This is a genomic window from Parasphingorhabdus sp. (assembly GCF_965233695.1).
Classification (GTDB): domain Bacteria; phylum Pseudomonadota; class Alphaproteobacteria; order Sphingomonadales; family Sphingomonadaceae; genus Parasphingorhabdus.
This window is the reverse complement of record NZ_OZ247497.1, coordinates 3,164,562-3,181,524: the sequence shown is the minus strand read 5'-3', so window position 1 is coordinate 3,181,524 and position 16,963 is coordinate 3,164,562. Positions and strand designations below refer to the sequence as shown.

At 48.6% G+C, this 16,963-nt stretch carries 13 protein-coding genes; 7 read left to right on the top strand and 6 right to left on the bottom strand.

Annotated elements, in window-relative coordinates; translation table 11 throughout:
• From ACO6S1_RS15105 to ACO6S1_RS15080, 6 genes are read left to right on the top strand one after another with little or no spacing between them, the layout of a single operon-like run.
• Positions 1 to 687 (top strand): virB8 family protein, encoded by a 687-nt coding sequence (locus ACO6S1_RS15105; protein WP_066740622.1) that lies wholly within the window; start codon positions 1 to 3, stop codon positions 685 to 687.
• Entirely contained in the window at positions 684 to 1,544 is an 861-nt protein-coding gene (gene virB9, locus ACO6S1_RS15100) for a P-type conjugative transfer protein VirB9 (protein WP_066740620.1), read from the top strand. The genes ACO6S1_RS15105 and virB9 overlap by 4 nt, the downstream gene beginning before the upstream one ends.
• A complete protein-coding gene (gene virB10, locus ACO6S1_RS15095) occupies positions 1,544 to 2,734 on the top strand; it encodes a type IV secretion system protein VirB10 (protein WP_066740618.1) in 1,191 nt (396 codons plus the stop codon). Before virB9 ends, virB10 begins: the two co-directional genes overlap by 1 nt.
• On the top strand, positions 2,734 to 3,744 hold the full coding sequence (gene virB11 / locus ACO6S1_RS15090) for a P-type DNA transfer ATPase VirB11 (protein WP_066740616.1): 1,011 nt from the start codon (positions 2,734 to 2,736) through the stop codon (positions 3,742 to 3,744). The genes virB10 and virB11 overlap by 1 nt, the downstream gene beginning before the upstream one ends.
• The gene (locus tag ACO6S1_RS15085; protein WP_422343437.1) at positions 3,716 to 5,551 is read left to right on the top strand and encodes a type IV secretory system conjugative DNA transfer family protein; all 1,836 of its coding nucleotides are present in this window, start codon (positions 3,716 to 3,718) and stop codon (positions 5,549 to 5,551) included. The genes virB11 and ACO6S1_RS15085 overlap by 29 nt, the downstream gene beginning before the upstream one ends.
• Entirely contained in the window at positions 5,544 to 6,329 is a 786-nt protein-coding gene (locus ACO6S1_RS15080) for an LPD7 domain-containing protein (protein WP_082896511.1), read from the top strand. The genes ACO6S1_RS15085 and ACO6S1_RS15080 overlap by 8 nt, the downstream gene beginning before the upstream one ends.
• A gap of 622 nt (positions 6,330 to 6,951) precedes the next feature.
• On the opposite strand, the gene ACO6S1_RS15075 is transcribed toward ACO6S1_RS15080, so the two are convergent.
• From ACO6S1_RS15075 to drt3a, 4 genes are all read right to left on the bottom strand, one after another.
• Positions 6,952 to 7,872, bottom strand: a complete 921-nt coding sequence (locus ACO6S1_RS15075) for a S1 family peptidase (protein ID WP_422343436.1) — start codon at positions 7,870 to 7,872, stop codon at positions 6,952 to 6,954.
• A gap of 298 nt (positions 7,873 to 8,170) precedes the next feature.
• Positions 8,171 to 9,061: a hypothetical protein gene (locus tag ACO6S1_RS15070; protein ID WP_422343435.1), complete on the bottom strand. Its 891-nt coding sequence runs from the start codon at positions 9,059 to 9,061 to the stop codon at positions 8,171 to 8,173.
• A gap of 329 nt (positions 9,062 to 9,390) precedes the next feature.
• Positions 9,391 to 11,481 (bottom strand): antiviral reverse transcriptase Drt3b, encoded by a 2,091-nt coding sequence (drt3b, locus tag ACO6S1_RS15065; protein ID WP_422343434.1) that lies wholly within the window; start codon positions 11,479 to 11,481, stop codon positions 9,391 to 9,393.
• On the bottom strand, positions 11,471 to 12,817 hold the full coding sequence (gene drt3a / locus ACO6S1_RS15060) for an antiviral reverse transcriptase Drt3a (protein ID WP_422343433.1): 1,347 nt from the start codon (positions 12,815 to 12,817) through the stop codon (positions 11,471 to 11,473). The genes drt3b and drt3a overlap by 11 nt, the downstream gene beginning before the upstream one ends.
• Before the next feature lie 117 nt (positions 12,818 to 12,934).
• Here drt3a and ACO6S1_RS15055 point away from each other — a divergent pair, with 117 nt between their 5' ends.
• Positions 12,935 to 14,296 carry an exonuclease domain-containing protein gene (locus tag ACO6S1_RS15055; protein ID WP_422343432.1) on the top strand — a complete coding sequence of 454 codons (1,362 nt, stop codon included), beginning with the start codon at positions 12,935 to 12,937 and terminating at the stop codon, positions 14,294 to 14,296.
• A 76-nt stretch (positions 14,297 to 14,372) separates the two neighbouring features.
• Here ACO6S1_RS15055 and ACO6S1_RS15050 read toward each other — a convergent pair whose 3' ends face one another.
• Together ACO6S1_RS15050 and ACO6S1_RS15045 are read right to left on the bottom strand one after the other, a co-directional pair.
• Positions 14,373 to 15,542: a tyrosine-type recombinase/integrase gene (locus ACO6S1_RS15050; protein ID WP_422343431.1), complete on the bottom strand. Its 1,170-nt coding sequence runs from the start codon at positions 15,540 to 15,542 to the stop codon at positions 14,373 to 14,375.
• Positions 15,529 to 16,584: a tyrosine-type recombinase/integrase gene (locus tag ACO6S1_RS15045; RefSeq protein WP_422343430.1), complete on the bottom strand. Its 1,056-nt coding sequence runs from the start codon at positions 16,582 to 16,584 to the stop codon at positions 15,529 to 15,531. The genes ACO6S1_RS15050 and ACO6S1_RS15045 overlap by 14 nt, the downstream gene beginning before the upstream one ends.
• Positions 16,585 to 16,963: the final 379 nt, after the last annotated feature.

Sequence of the window (16,963 nt, the reverse complement as noted above, 5' to 3'; positions counted from 1 at the left end):
ATGGCTGGCGGCGTCACCGATAGAGATGATCTCAAAGCCTATTTTGCTGAAAGCGCAAGCTGGGACCGCGACCGCTTTGTTGCAGCGCGGCGTTCAAAACGGTTCGCCTGGATCGTAGCCGCAATAGCAAGCGGACTTGCGATTACCGGCGTTGCCGCTGTTGCAATGCTGACGCCGCTTAAGACCGTCGCGCCCTATGTCATCACCGTCGATAAGGCGACCGGCGCGAGCGAGATTACCTCGCAAATGACGGGCGATAACCAGATTACCTATAATGAAGCTGTCGCAAAGTATTTTCTCGCCGATTATGTCCGCAACCGCGAGGGCTGGATACCGCAAGCACGCAAAGAGTTCTTTGAGGGCGTCTTGGCAATGTCCTCACGCGAGGAACAGGCACGCTGGACGGCATTTTATAGCAAAGACAATACCAGCTCACCGCAGAACGTCTTCACCGATCTCGATACAATATTCATCGCGGTCAAATCGGTCACATTCGTTTCCGAAAATGTCGCGCAAATACGCTTCACCAAATCGCTCCAGCAAGGTTCGCGCGTCACTGACACGCAGGCCATAGCAACCGTGACTTACGATACCACGGACACGCCAACTACCGAACAGCAACGGTTCAAAAATCCGTTGGGGCTGGAAGTGCAAACCTACCGCGCTGATCTGGAGGTCACACCATGAAAAATCTAAGAAACTTCACCCTATTGGCGCTGCTAATTAGCGGATCCCCAGTAATGGCTGGTGAAACCCCGCAGCCAACGGCGCAAGACAACCGTATCCGCGAAGTAGTCTATGACGAAAATCAGGTTTTCCGTATTGTAGGCGTTTTCCGGTCGGCAACTCAGATCGTATTTTCTCCGGGCGAACGGGTCGAGCATGTCGCGCTCGGCGACACGATATCCTGGGAAGTTGCCCCGGCTGAAAATTCACTGTTCATCAAACCGCGCGAACGTGCTGGCCCAACCAATCTGATCGTCATCACGCGTTCAAATACCGGAAACCGAACCTATACATTTGAGCTGAGCACACGTCGCGGCGCGATTGGCGAACGAACCGCTGATACCTTCTTCAAGGTAGCCTTCCGCTATCCGCGCGAAGAGGCAGCAGCGGCGCAAGCTGCTGCAACGCAGGCAGCATATACTAAGGCAGTAGCGCTCCAATCAGGCGCAATCCGTTCAGCGCTTGATCTTGGTGTTCTCGAAGGCAGTCGCAATCTAAAATACAGTGTTCAGGGATCATCGGAAATCCAACCTTCCGAAATTACTGACAACGGGCAATTTACCGCTCTGCGTTTTCCAAACCAACGCGAAATTCCAGCTATATTCGCAATCAGTCCCGACGGTAGCGAAAGCATCGTTCCGTTTGATGTTCGCGATGAATTTGTGGTGGTGCACGGCGTGTTTGCGCAGCTTCGTTTGAGGCGCGGCAAGAAGGTGCTGTGCATTTTTAATGACGCACCCGATTTTTATGGACGCGATCCCAAGACCGGCACGGCCTCAAGCATTGTCGATCGAACAGATGATGGGGAGTCAAATTGATGACTGATATCACCCAACCAGAACAGACCTTAAACCGTCCCACGATTGATCAGACTCCTGGTCCCGACGAGATTGACCGCAGCCCTGCGGGCGAACGTGGCAGTAAAATGCCGTCGATCCCCGGCACGGCGATGGACCCGAAAAAGATGATCGGCTTTGCCGCCGCTGCTGGTGCCCTGATGTTCACTGTTCTGGCACTCGGAACAGGTCTGACGGGAAATTCAGAATTGCCGCCCGTAAAACCCAAACCGGCGCTCGAAGCGGCAGATTATGATCCGGCAACGGTCATTGCACCGACGCTTGCAGAAGCTGGAACAGATCCCAACGCGCCCATCCCACTCGGAGAGCCGGTTGTTCCAGCTATTGGCGAGCAGCCCTTACCCCAGCAAGGCCAAGCTCCAGCCACTGCGCAACAGCGGCAGCAATCGCCAGCTGAGGCGCTGCGCGAAGCTGCACGCCGGTCAACACTTATTGCCTATGGCGGTGAACGTGCTGGTGGAGCCAGTGCAGCGAACTATAACGCGGCTATTAGTAGTGCACGCACCGGAGAAACTTCGCCCCGGCAATCAACCACTCTTGATACGCTCCGGCACGCGTCAGTTATTGGACAAGCACAAGCACGCCCGCTTCCAGATCGCAATTTCCTGATTACAGCAGGAAGTTTCATCCCGTGCGTTCTGCAAACCGCGATGGATTCAAGTCAGCCGGGTTATGTGAGCTGCATTGTTCCGCGCAATGTCTATTCCGACAATGGCCGGGTCGTGCTTCTGGAAAAAGGCACCAAAATCTTTGGCGAATATCAGGGCGGCCTCAATCGGGGCCAATACCGACTGTTCGTTCTCTGGACACGCGCTGTTACGCCGCGCGGCATCGCGATTGATGTGGGCTCGCCGGCAACCGACGCACTTGGTCGCGGCGGCGTAGACGGTAAAGTCGAGAATTTTTTCTGGAAACGATTTGGCACCGCTTTGCTTTTCAGTCTTGTCGAGGATGCAGCGACTGTTGGAGCAGAAGCAGTTGGCAACAATGGTTCGAACACAACCCGTGTTCCATCTGATGCGGCCTCCACCGTCTTGCAGCAGAATGGCGATATCAAGCCGGTCCTGCGCAAAAATCAGGGTGAAGACGTTGGCATAACCGTCGCACAGGACTTCGATTTCTCGACCGTTTACGGCCTTGCGCTTAAATAATGTCCGCGCCGGGTAAAAACACCGCTGTTCTGGACAGCGTGACCCAGCCTTTAGCTAAATATCTGATTGATGAGAGCGTCACCGAACTGGTCATCAACCTTCCCGGTGAGGTCGGCATAGAGCGGGGCGGACGCTGGACATGGGAAAACGAGCCTTCTCTCGATTTCAAGACGCTTATGGCGCTGGCAACTGCTGCAGCCGCCTATACAGCGCAGGATATTACTCGCGAAAATCCGATAGTTTCAACCATCTTTCCAAGCGGTGAGCGGGTGCAAATCATTGTCCCGCCGGTTGTCCCTGATGAAACGGTCTCAATCACCATTCGCAAACCATCAAGCGTGTCCATGACACTGGATGATTTCGAGGCAGCGGGCTTGTTCAAAAACACTCGAATTGCTGAAAAGAAGATCAGCCAGCATGAGTTGGACTTGCTCGTACTGCTCCGCGCAGGTCATCATGTCGAGTTCTTCGATGCTGCGGTCAAAGCAAAGCTGAATATTCTTATCTCGGGGGCAACCGGCTCTGGCAAAACCACATTTTCCAAAGGATTGATCCAGCTGATCCCTTCTGAAGAACGGCTCCTAACCATTGAAGATACGCGCGAATTGATCGTTCCCCAGAAGAATGTCGTGCACATGCTCTATGCGAAGGACGGGCAAGGCACCGCCAATGTTACCGCCAAGCATTTGCTGGAAAGCGCGCTCAGGATGCGTCCTGACCGCATTTTGCTTCAGGAGCTGCGGGATGGAACAGCCTTCTTTTACCTGCGCAACGTCAATTCAGGTCATCCAGGATCGATCACCACCATTCATGCCGATTCCGCCGAACTGGCCTTCGAACAACTAACTTTGCTGGTCAAGGAAAGTGAAGGCGGCTCCGATCTTGCGCGCGATGATATTCGGGCGTTGCTAAAGATGCTGGTGGATTGCGTCGTGCAAATCAAAAAAACTGACGGTAAATTTCGGGTGACGGAGATCTATTATGACCCAGAAGGCAGGCACGCCGCCTGACGGCGGTGCATTAAGATTACTTATCGGAATCCCGTTCGGGCTGCTCATTGCGCTCGCCATAGCCAGTATGATTGGGTGGCTTATTCTAGGCTTGCCTGTCACCGCCTATGATCCGCTCAAAATTCCCCAGTTTGTCTGGTATTATCGCGGTGATCCGCAAGTTGTCAGGGCGATGGCAGGCGGTTTGATCGGCGGGGGTCTACTTCTGATTGGTCTGATTTATGCGCTCTGGGCGCACGGCGCGCCGCTGCACGGAGCTGCGCGTTTTGCCCGCGAGAGCGAGATCAAGCACAACGACTTTCGCGCAAGCAGCGGGATTGTTCTTGGCCGCAAGGGCGGTCGCTTCCTGACCTTTGGTGGCAGCGAGCATGTTATCGTCGAAGCCCCTACCCGTTCTGGTAAAGGCATAGGCATTGTCATTCCAAACTTGCTGACATGGCAAGGTTCGGTTGTCGTGCTGGATGTCAAACGCGAAAACTACGATGCGAGCGCGGGGTTTCGCGCGCGTTACGGTCAGGCCGTCCATCTATTCAATCCGACCGACCGCGAAGGCCGCACTGCCCGTTACAATCCGCTGGCTTATATAGACCGTGATAACCCAGATGATGTGATCATCGAATTGCAAAAGATTGCAACAATGCTGTTTGTTGCGCCGGATCACGGCGAAGCCTTTTGGGCCAACGGCGCAAGGACTGGATTCGCTGGAGTCGGGGCCTGGATCGCCGAAACGAGCGATGACCCACTGACAATGGGCGCAATCTATCGCCACCTGAACGAAGGCGATGCCCGTAGCTTTTTCAAAAAAGAACTGGCCAATCCGAGTCTGAAGCTGTCGGTCGGTTGTCGGACTGCCCTTGCTGATTTTGCCGGTGGCTCCGACAACAGCTTTGCCGATGTCAAAAAGACGATCACCAATGTTCTTGGCTTGTGGCTCAATCCCCTGGTCGATGCTGCGACGGCAGCAAGTGACTTTGATCTGAGAGACATTCGGAAGCACCCCATCTCAATCTATCTCGGCGTATCGCCCGATGAACTAGATCGGGTTGCTCCGCTCTACAATCTTCTGTTCCAGCAGCTCATCGACCTCAATGTCCGCGAGTTACCTGACGACACCACACCTATACCAATGCTGGTCATCCTAGATGAATTTGCCCGGCTTGGCCGCGCATCGGTGATTGCCAGCGCCTTTTCCTACGTCGCAGGTTACGGGATCAGGCTCCTCCCTGTCATCCAATCACGTTCGCAATTGCGCGGCGTTTACGGTGAGCATGTCGCCGACGAAATCGTCGCCAATTGCGGCGTCGAAGTGGCATTTACTCCCAAAGAATTGCGCGTCGCCAACGACCTGTCCGAGCGTATCGGCTATGTCGGGCAGGATAGCGTCACCAAATCGCTCACCATCAACGGCTTACTCGCTAACCGCTCGAAATCCATTTCAGAGCAACGCCGCGCGTTGATGTTGCCCCAAGAATTGATGCAATTTTCTGCGGACAGACTGATTTTGCTGCACGGCGGAATACCTCCAATCATTGGCGCGAAAATCGCGTATTACAAAAGCCGCTTCTTCAAGAAGCGGGCTATACCCCCGCCTGTCGTGCCGCCCATCGAGAGACGGGCACCTATTGCTGCCAGCCACGCACCTTTCAGAGAAATGACCAACGAAGAGGCAGAAGGTAATGCGGCCCATCCATTGAACCCAAACGACATTCGGACCGAAGATTGCCCAAGTCATTTCGCCGATCTGCTGACGATTGATCACGACGGCAAGGTGCAAGGTACTTTAGAGGAAGGCGATGAACATGGCTAACGAATTAGAGGGTGCCGCCCCACGTGCGCGGAGCCTTGATGGCACAGTAAAGCCCGAGAAGGCAAAGTCCGCACCGGCCAAGCCCAATCGCAAAACTGAAAAGCCGACTATCACCGACGATCTCACCGGTAAATTTCTGCGGGTCGGGAATAAACTCTACCGGACATCAGATGATCGGACTCCGATTGTCCGTCTCGAAGCCGACCGGCTCAAGACCCGTAATATCGACGCCCTACCCGACATTATCCGTATCGCAAAAGCTAATGGTTGGACTTCGGTAAAGATCAACGGCGGTGACAAGTTCAAAAAGGCGGCATTTCTCGCTGCTACCGCGCAGGGGTTAGCGGTCGATAACTATCGGCCATCGAAGGTCGTTCGGGCAGAAGCTGATCGCCTCAGCGCGAGGATTGCTGAACGGGAACAGCGCCGAGAAGCGAAGAAATCTGGTGCGGAGAAAGTGCAGCCCGGCAATGAACCCAGCAAACTCAAAGCCCTGTCCGAACGCTTCTTGAGCCAGACCAGCGCCGAGAATGCGCGCGACCCCAAACTCCGCCGCGCACAAAGCCTGGTCGCCCAAGCAATGTCCATTGCACGTGCGAAATATCCCGGTGATCCGGTCAAAGCGTCAAAAGAAGTCGAAGCAAGGCGGCAGGAAGTAGCGATCCGTATCGCCAACGGCGACAAAATTGCCGTCATTCAGGTACGCAACCAGCAAGACCAGCGCGTCCGTGAAATTACACAGGATCAAGCAACGCAGCGTGATGGACGGTCCCGTTAACACAGGAAATTCTACACAAGTACTGCAACTTGATATGGATCAACTTATAGAAATAATCGTAATCGAACGCGGGACGACTAGTGGCAAAAATTTGGTAGAAAGCGATAGTTGTACACTAACTCCTATTGCCTTGGGAACGACACTGGCAACTGCGTACGGTGTGTAGTCAAGTTTCCAGCTCGGTAAACCTGATCCAGCCTCCTTCCTCGACCCTTAAATAATTGATTTAAAATAACTTTCCTTCAAAAGTACAAAAAGAGTGTTTCTGGGATCAAGTGAGCAAAGGTATAAAAAGGCCGTTTGGCAACCAAATAGCATGCAAAAGTCGAAAACTGCGATGCTGGATTCGTCAGCTAGTTGTCTAGACAACACTCGGATAGGCGCTGGTTTACATCATGAAAGAATATGTGCTTTTGGATGGAGTTGCCCAGTGATTGCTCTTTAGAGCTATTTCGCACTTACTTATTTATCGGCCCTCCGTTTCGAGTTCCAAATTACAGTAGAGGAGCGAAAAAATACCTCTGCAGAAATCCAAGGTGACCCAATTAAAACACAAACATTGAGCACAAAATTGCCACTAAAGATCATATCCGGGCGTCCGTAATCGTCGGTCGTCAATAGTCTATTGGCTCTTGAACTGTTTGATGAGCGAGGCTGGCAGCGCAGCTGAAAAACGAGCCCGTTCCCCATCCCACTCTCCCTCTAGCCACTTAATAGACATACCGACGCAAAAGCCATCGCGGTCGAGCACCGGTCCTCCGCTGTTTCCCGGCGACACAAGGTTGGAGATTAGCAGCACGTCACTTCCACCGACAAACAGCTTCACTTTGCCATTTATTTCTCCGCGATGACCGATCACTCCCGCCTCGGCGCAAGGTACTTTCGGATAACCAAGCGTATAAACTTCGTCAAAGACTTCGACCTCTTCGCGAAACCGGAAGACGGGTTCGGATGCCCCAAATTGGCCTACCGGAATGACGGCCAAATCCTCTGTCGGATGGCAACGTGGCGGGCCAAATTCAACCACTGCTCCCGCAGCGGTCGTTATGTTTAGAATTTCGATACCGGCGTCTGGGTCAACATTGTGTTTACAAGTATAAAGCAACCCCGAATTGCTGTTTTCTTCAACCGCAAAAAAGCCTGTCCCTCGGGACCGGGAACCAGAAGAGTTATGAACATCTATCGCCACAACCGCATTTTTATAACGTTCAATCAGGGCAGCTGGTGGAGCGAATATATTTGACAGCGTTTTTGACCGAAGATGTTCAAGGATAAGCGGTAGAACGAGATTATGATCGACAAACGCACCGGGCATATATCCGGTAGCGCGAATGACTAACTCACGTTCGACAAGGCACTTCCAAATGTAATTTACGGGTCCCGACTTGTATGATTTACCCCCGCAAATCATCGCCTGCAGCAACTCCTCGGAGAACAAATTTCTATCCATAAGGTTGAGTTTAGAATCTGCATTGGCCGAGTTCATGAAGCTCAACCCACTTGCAACAGTTGCACGAAACAACGACGCGTTTTCGAAGAGCAAATTGAACCGCTCCTCTACGCATAAAAATTGTTGCTGATATGTCGGGTTTGAGTGGAGCTTAACACGCATATTCAGTTCACCGTCAATGGTCGGACTTGCACTCGAATACCGCACATTACCTACTTTAGATACGGTTGATTGATGGTAAAAACAAAACCATTAGATCTGTCAATATATGCCGCCGTTCGAAGCCCAAGAACATCCATGAGGCGATTGTAACCCGTTCGGTTTTAATACCCCAAATGAGTAGCTGACCTCTATGGGATTCTTCGATCCATAGCGAGGAACGCCCGAACTATCATCCTGCCGCGATCAGCTGTGCCTTCCCCGTTCGAACCAAATCACGATGGAGCGCGACTATCTCGGCAGCGAGCTCATGGAACGATTTGACCACGCGCCAAAATCGTTCAGGTTGCTCATACTCCCATTCCGGCGGTACCGTGTGGCGGTCCGGATTGTGTGTTGCGAACGTCTCAGCAGATAGTAGGGAAGTGTAGGCGTCGATTTTTTTCCATAACGCATTGCGGATGGTTTCTAGCTCAGGTGAAAGAAATTCACGTTCTGGCACATTCCATTCGTACAGAAATTCCCAAAGCGGTTCAAACTTCGCCTGAACGAAGGAAAAACCCGCCATGTTATTCTGGTCTAGGAACCCGATGACATTCTTCGAGCTGAGCAAAGTTGTCAATTGATCATAAAGCGCACGATCATGCACTCGCGCCTCGTCCACCTTGCCGCGGAATTGTGGATAATGTGCGTAGAAGACGTCATCATCCGTTGCCAAGTCCTGACAGACATCATCCCAAAAGAGGATGCTAATGCGAAATTTGTCAACTGCCCTGCGGTCTTTCGAGAGTAGACGAACAGCCTTTTGAAGAGGCGCGTCACGCTTCGCCGTCGTAGCGATGTATAGCTTATCTAGGGCGGGTTCGAACGCTTCAGCGTTTGCAATTTCCTCCTTAACGACTTTTATGGTGACGCCGCCAATAGTGTTTTTGCATTGCACGCCTATGTGACACTCGTCATCATCGTGCCCGAAAACATCGACGCCATCCTGCTTCTGACCATTACGCCCGTGGCGTTCAAAATCTGTATTGTTCCAACGCAGCTTGGCGGCGGCAAGCATGATATCCTCAAACTCGTCCCAAGATTTTGGCGGTGGGACAACAGAAGAAGCTATCGTAGGCATGCGGTTCCTTTTGGAATTAAGCGTCGAGCTAACTATGTTACTACCTCGGCAAAATGGAAAATAGCAGCGGAAATGTCAGAATGCCGAGATGTATTTTGTTAATGGGCCATCTAAACTCGAGTAGGACAGCAGTGGAGCGGATAAATATCTGGACTGTGCAGGTTAAAAATTTCAATCAATTTGCGCCATTCTAGTTAAGTTCCCGAAATCAGTTTGAGTAGGGTAGCCCGTCCCTGCTACCCAAATTCCACCCTCCACTTTTGAATAGAAGGTAGAGCACGTTTGTGTGTGTAGCTGCAAACAGCCATTAAGTTGGACGGAACGTGATCCTAGTATACCTCATGTCCGCGTTTAGAATGCAATTCACGACCGAAATTGAAATCATCCCAGTTGGTGAAATACAGCTGACGCTTATGTTTATGCTTTAACCTCTTAAGCGAAATAATCTCATTTCTCAACGGTGCATCAGTAACACCGAGTTCAATCAGAATGGACTCCTTTTTCCCATGTTCGAAATATGGACAGGCAATAATATCCATTAGCAATATTGTGGTTTGAGCACACTCCAGCGCCCGGTGCGATTTAGCTTTTAGTCGCTCTGCAACCTCCTCCTCAATGTAACCTCGAAGATCAGCGTATCTGACCTTATTTTTCATGTAAAAGAGTAAAACCGTGATCGCAAAATGATTGAGATTCACCGTGCCGTAGAATTTTCCATCCTTTTTCAAGATACCAAAGTAGCTCGCCAGCGTTGCTTCATCAATCCAATATTCTTTTCCTAGCTCCCCTAGGATTGTTAACAAATATAGGGTCTCAATCTGAATATGATCCCGCAGCTTGTTTTTGCGGAGGACAAACACTGATTGATCAAAGATATACTTATAAATCTGATGCTTTGTGTCAGCAGTTAACTTCGCGCCTCGGTAAAACTCAACGATCATCTGCACTATCAGGCACAGTTTTATTGTAAAATTTACTCTCGGTGACGCTGAGTATACGAAGAAAGAAAATTCCAAAACTCCAAAAATCATCTCATTGAATCTGAGATGAGATTTTGCTGATCTATCCGATTGTGCAAATCGAGTGATTATCTGTTTCGTTTTTCGCTCGATGATCGCAAGACTATAATTTAGAATATCCTTGTAACCTATATCAGCCTCAACGATTGCAGTTTTAAAGCCAGTGATCATCGACTTGGTATTTATGTGTCCTATAAACTCATCTTCATTGTCATCATCGCTACCCAAACTACAGCTGAGTGATTTTTCCAGCAATTCAGAAATCACGCGCTTAGCGCGCGAAATTTCAGTTATTATCGGCTTGTCATATTCCTTTCTTTTTTCGGCGTTGGTTGTAAATTTGAACCCTTTGAGTTCTACCACCAATATTTCGGATATTTTTTGCGCAACCTCCTCATCATTGAAAAAAATAAAGTAGTCATCGACGTATCGAAAGATTTCATATTCAACCCGAAGGCCGTATCCTTTTTCAAGCAACTCCTCTTCCACAATCCTATCGATTTTTTGCAAAATTATCTCAGCAAAGATTCTCGAAAATTCTGGCCCGATTATTATCCCATTGGTCTCCCGATGATTGGTAAACTGCATCAATTGATCGAACTTTCCTGCGAATGTTGACCGCGATTGATCCAGATAATCTTTCGCCTGCTCCTTTCCGAATACTGCCCAATTGATCGAATGCGTGTAAACACTATCGAAACACTTGGAGATGTCCAATTTTAGCAGTTTATTATACTTCTTTTCCGCGCGTAGGTATCGGTAAGATTCGTAGAATTTGTGGATAAAGCTATAGTCTTTGTACCGGAAAACAGTTCTTAAGTTTTCGTATTCCCTATCGACTATTTCGAGAGCACCTGGATCAGTTGCAAGGTTTTCAAAGTGGGTTCTATCTTTGTGATAAAAATGCTTTGCTAGCGTAACCGGATGACGAATAGAAAAGTTGCTCACATTGCAATAGTAGCAAATCAATTCTTTATAGGCTGCGTAGAAATTAACTAAACCAAGTTGGGCCGCAGGGTGCGGTACTGACAACACTCTCGCTTCATCAACCTTATGTGAAATTCGGAACTCGTATGGGATAGTTCCCTTGGGAGCCATATTCTTATTTTTTGCTGATTGTAATTCGATCTCAATTTGAGTGAGATTCCGTCCGTTTTTCTGAATGTTAGTTTTTAACCCGGTACATGCGCTATTCACGCCGAGTATCCGTCGAATTACCCAATCTGCCGCATCCGATTGAGAATTCCATTTTATGTTGCCATTTTTATGTTTCAGATCGTAGCTCTCAACTAAATCGAGAAAATGTCGATTTGAAAATGTGAGCGGAACCTCAAAAGGTAGTACATCTGAAAGCAGTGCACGATTGCGATCATATCTTATGGTCTGCTTTTTACGCGGCATGCTGCCACACACTGACTATTTGGGATAACTGTCTAGCAGTGAAACGGTGATAAACTACTTTCTCAAAACCGTTCTTGAAGCTGTGTTTTGCTAGCATCGTTGCGACAGCTTGGCCTACATAGTTCGCTTTTTTAGTATCCAAATAACTATCTAGTGCATCCAATCCATCGGACGAATTCAAAAATTTATTGGAGAAATAGATACCGATATAGGCGTTTCGTTTCGCATTGTGCAGGCGTGCGTTGCCAGTCAGAAAACGGACGCGCTTTGCTAGTAAAACTCTGGCTTTTTTCTCATTAATTTTCGCATGCTTGTCGTAAAGATCAAATGCAATTTTGAGTCTTTGCTTAGATTTCTCCATTTTATTGGTACTAAGATCGAGAGTTACGCGACCGTCTTGGACTCCAAATTTGTAACCCAAATACTCAAAAGCAAACTGTTTCCCCTTCTCAAATTTCACTTCATTTGTTTTAGTCGGGTGCAATTGCAATCCAAGGTTTTTGGCCATTTTGTCTATTGCAGATAAATATTTCTCCCCGGAAGGCTTGTCGGGATGCGGGACATATATGGCGATAATATCGTCAACATATCGAGAATAGTAGATCAAGTCGGGAGATGATTTGACAAAAGAGTCAAATTCACGAACGTACAATTCAGACAAATATGCACTAAGGCCTACGCCACGCGGCAGGCCGTATTTGCTACCGGTCAATTTTTCATACTCATATAAAATTTTTTTGATGACTTTTTTTGAGGTCATTGAAAGTAGCTGGTCTTTTTCAATTTTCCTCATTAAATCTGAAGTCGGAATGCTCTCGTAGAACGATTTGAAGTCAGTCTTTATCAGAGATTTTGGCATGCTATCACTGAGCACGTCTCTTAGCTGACAAATAATTTCATTCCGATCACTCTGCTTGACCTTATACAATCTATTCAAATTTCTCTGAACTTGTTTGACTGCAAAAAAAGTTGCGGCAGAGTCATCAACGGAAAAAGCTGACTTCCCCGCGATAGTGAGTTTCTTAAGCGAGAATTTGTGTGCACCGGCCGCTAGCGTTTCGTGGACCTCCTCGAGGTTCGTTTCTAACAACTCTTCTTTTTGTTTTTTCAGTTCCTTCTGTTTTTCGTGAAGGGCATTCTTCGCCGCGAGATAGGCGTCTTTGGCTAAGCCACTTTTCTTTTTCCGGAGAGATTTGATTTTTTTGATGCAAACACTAATTTCGGACATCTTCTGAAATACGTTGGGAAAAAATCGCTCTGCTGGATTGTTCCCCTTACGCTCTTCTATGTCGTATATTCTCCGAATATTTTTCATAGAGAAGGTTTGGTCAAGCATGTGGTAAGAATCAAAACCTCTCGATGCAACTGTTGCAAACTATCATATGAACTTCGATAGACAATAGCTATGCTAAACAGAAATATTACAACCTAGAAAGGTCCGGGATCATCAATAATGTATGCGTTCTATGATCTTGAAACTACTGGCACGTCGGCTGCATATGATCAGCCACTTCAATTTGCAGCTGTTAGGACAGATGATAATTTCCAAATCATAGAAAAATTTGAGGCTAGATGTCGTCTAGCTTCTCACATCCTACCTTCTCCTTGGGCTTTAGCAATTACAGGAATTAAGTTTCCAACGCTCATCGATGAAACATTGCCAGAATTGTTCGATTTTTCACAAATAATCGCACGGCTTATCGAGAAGTGGACTCCATCGACTTGGATCGGGTACAATAATCTTGCATTTGATGAAGAGATGCTCAGGCAGATGTTTTATCAAAACCTGCATCCAAATAATTACCTTACGCAAATCAATGGTAACGACAGACTAGACGTCATGAAAGCTGTGTTTGCTGCCCATTCTGTTTCGCCAGATACAATGAGTTGGCCAACGACAAAATCAGGAAGAGTTTCTTTTAGGCTTGATCAATTGGCCCCAAAAAATGGCCTTAATAGCCATAACTCGCATGATGCCTTGGGAGATGTCTACGCCACAATCCATATAGCCAAAAAAATGGCAACAAACGCATCAGAGCTCTGGGCTAACCTCGCCAAATGCCGCAACAAAAATTACGTCAACAAACAGCTCGAATATGGCGCGCCGTTGCGTCTAATTGTCAGAGATGGCCCCACTGCGCCGAAAGCTATAATTGGTACCCTTTGCGGACGTAACGCTTCAAACCCAAATCAGATCGCATTCCTCGATTTAGAGACACCAAATATAAAAGAGATTCTGAGCTACTCTGACGACGAACTTGAGGGAGCGATTTTCAAATCTCCGCGAAAAATTCGAATATTATCAGTGAATTCAGCGCCACCGATATTACCCGTAGCAAGCTGTTCACAAGCGCTACATCATGCTGCAAAATTGGTCACAGAGAACCGGCAATTCTCAAAGCGCATTGGTCAAGTGATGTCGCGTCGATATGATCAATCTGAGCCTTCTCAATACGTAGAGACGCGAATTTATGAAGGTTTTTATAACCAGAACGATATTGAACTACTTTTTGAGTTTCAACGATCCAATTGGGAAAAGCGGGCAACTCTATCTAGTAGATTTCAAGACGAGCGGCTGATCCAGCTAGGCAGCAGGCTGATTGGAAAATTCTATCCAGAAGGTTTAGGACAGGACCAAACAGCAAAAACAAAAATAGACGAATTGGAAAGTCGAAAATTTGCTGAGGATCCAAGCATTCCTTGGATGACTTATACTAAAGCTATTATGCAACTAGACAGTATCAAGAATACTGGAACACTGTCAGCAAGTGAATATGATGTGCTCGAGAATCTCTATTTAGAACAGTGTTTTTGAATGCGAAAAATTATAGCTGATTGAACATTGAGGCATAAGAATAGTAGTCGCTATCAAACTTTCCAAATTTCAACATCTAGCTCACGGAAGCGATCACATTTCCAATCCTCTCAATCGACCTAAGCAGTGTTACATCATCAAGATGTGCGTAACGTTGCGTGGAGTTGATCGCTGAATGACCCAGCAGCTTCCCAATCATCGGCAGTGTTTCTGATTCCCTCGCAGCATAGCTGGCATAATTATGCCGCAAATCATGAAGTCGCGCATCCTTAAGACCAATTTCCTCTCTCAATTTTGCCCAAAAACAGCCAACAGTATTGCCGGGCCGTTTCTGTTCCATAGGAAATACCCGCACATTGCCCTTCTGTCGCGGGATACTCGCAATGAGTGCCTGCGCATCTTTCCCAAGCCAAACGATACGCGGTCCAGTCTTGCTGTCTTCTAATTTCAGTCGGCGACCATGAACCTCGGACCATTTGAGATTGACGATCTCTCCTCGCCTGCAACCTGTCAGCGCAAGTAGCTTAATGATCGTCGCAATGATTGGCTCGTCTTTGCTCACCTCAATTAACGCCTTCCCCAATCTCGCGGCTTCCTCTGGAGTCAAAAAGCGCGCGATCTTGCGTCCCCGATTACGTTTGACTGCATTAAATGGATTGCTGTTCTCAGGAAGATATCCCCACTGCTCGGCCTTGTTGAACATGGCGCGCAGGATTTCACTGGCGCGGTTTGCCGCTCCCGGTCCCGCTGCGCGGGTAAGCTGTGCATGCCATCTTATGGCATCGGCAGGTTCAATCTCATCAAGGAACTTACCTTCAAAAGCCTTGTTCAGATGCTTGCCACGATAGAAGCTTTGCGTTTTGCGTGTCGATGGTTTCCAGTTTGGCGATGAAGTTTCCCAATAATATTCCAGAAACTGCTCATAGCTTGGAATGTTACGCGAGCGCTTTTTCTCATCCGCCGGGTTCATGCCAAGCTCAATGCGGAGGATTAAACGCCGCGCAACGTCCTTTGCTACCGCCTCGCTAATGACCGCAGCATGGGCAATGGTGACTGTACGCTGGCGTCCACCAATACGCATTTGCAGGATATAGACCCTCCGGCCTGAAACATGTTTGCGCACTCCAAAGCCAGGGACGACTTTGTCAAAGACTGTGTTGCGCTCCGGCTTGCCAAATTTGTCAAATCGGTTTTCAACGCGGGCAAGCTCTTCGCCAATAACGCGCCTCAGATCATAGCTGGTCATGAGACAACCCCATTTGAGACGCGAGGCCCGAACAAACCCGCTCGGCAGATTCACAGATCACATCATCTGCCAGATGCGCATAGCGGGCCGTGGATTCTGGAAGGGCATGACCTAGTAGCTTGCCGATGATGGCAAGCGGGACGCCGTCTGCGATAGCAGTCGAGGCAAAGCTATGGCGTAGATCATGCAGCCTCACGTCTGGAAGCGCAGCTCGTTTCCTGATTTTATACCAATACTGACTTAGCTTGATCGGGCCGTTCGACCGGATCGCCTGAAAGACAAAATCATCCGGCTTGCCCTGTTCCAGCGCTCTAAGCACATCAATGGCTTGGCTGTTTAGGTAGATGGTCTTGGGGCCAGTTTTGCTATCAGGCAATACAAGGCGCGGTATCTGGATATAGCGCCAGCGCAGGGTTTCGATTTCAGAGGCTCTGGCCCCGGTATAAAGAAGCATCAGGATTGCCGGAACAACATCGGGATTGGGAATATCAAATTCTGCTAGCACTCTCCCCAATCGCTTATATTCAATGGGTGACAAATAACGTTCGGGAAGGTCGCGCTTGTAGCGGGAAATACCGCGACACGGATTAGTTGCCTTGCGCCTATAACCCAATTGCTCGGCATAGCGCATCATCACAGACATGAGAGGTATGATCCGGTTGAATACGCCGGTGCGCTTGGACAATGCATCGCGCCACCTGTTGATATCGGTTCGCACAATCTGGTCGATCTGCATTTTTCCAAATACCGGCACTAGCTCCCGCGCAATATATCCCTGACAGGCCTTTTGCGTTGTTGGTTTCCAGTGCTGTGCATAGTCGCGCCAAAACTCGTGAACATATTCATCAAATCTAGGAATATATTTTTGCTTGGGTTTTGTCGGCAATCCAACGAGCGCTGCCTCCGCAATCAATTTCCGTGCTTCGGCTCTTGCGATATGGGCAGTAAGCTCCCTTGCCTCGCCCAACGTCTTCATCCGCTGCTGACCGCGATACCGGTATTTAACGACCCAAGTGACTTTGCCGTTTGCGCGCTTCCGCAATCCAAATCCGGGAAGTTCTATATCCCAAGTCACTCCAACCTTGAGTGAGGCGCGGCGGGCGACATTTCCGTCCAGCTTTAGGCGAACTGTCTTCTTGGGACGGGCGACCCTCTGTAATTTTGACCCAGCTAACTGCTGGTCATTTGAAGAATCATGTTTGCGAGTTTTCTGCCATTTTCTTTCCATACTGCAACTATAGTTGCGTACGGTGTGCACTGATTTTGTCCGCAGCTCGGCAGTCCTTTTCCATTCATTTTGTTCATCCCTTTATCACAGTTTTGCAGGTGTTTGCAGATGGTTTCTTAGCTTATCGGGCGTCTGAAATCTAGGGATGCGTTTTGAAAAAATCTAATCTTTTCTGTTCTCTGGTGACCAAATA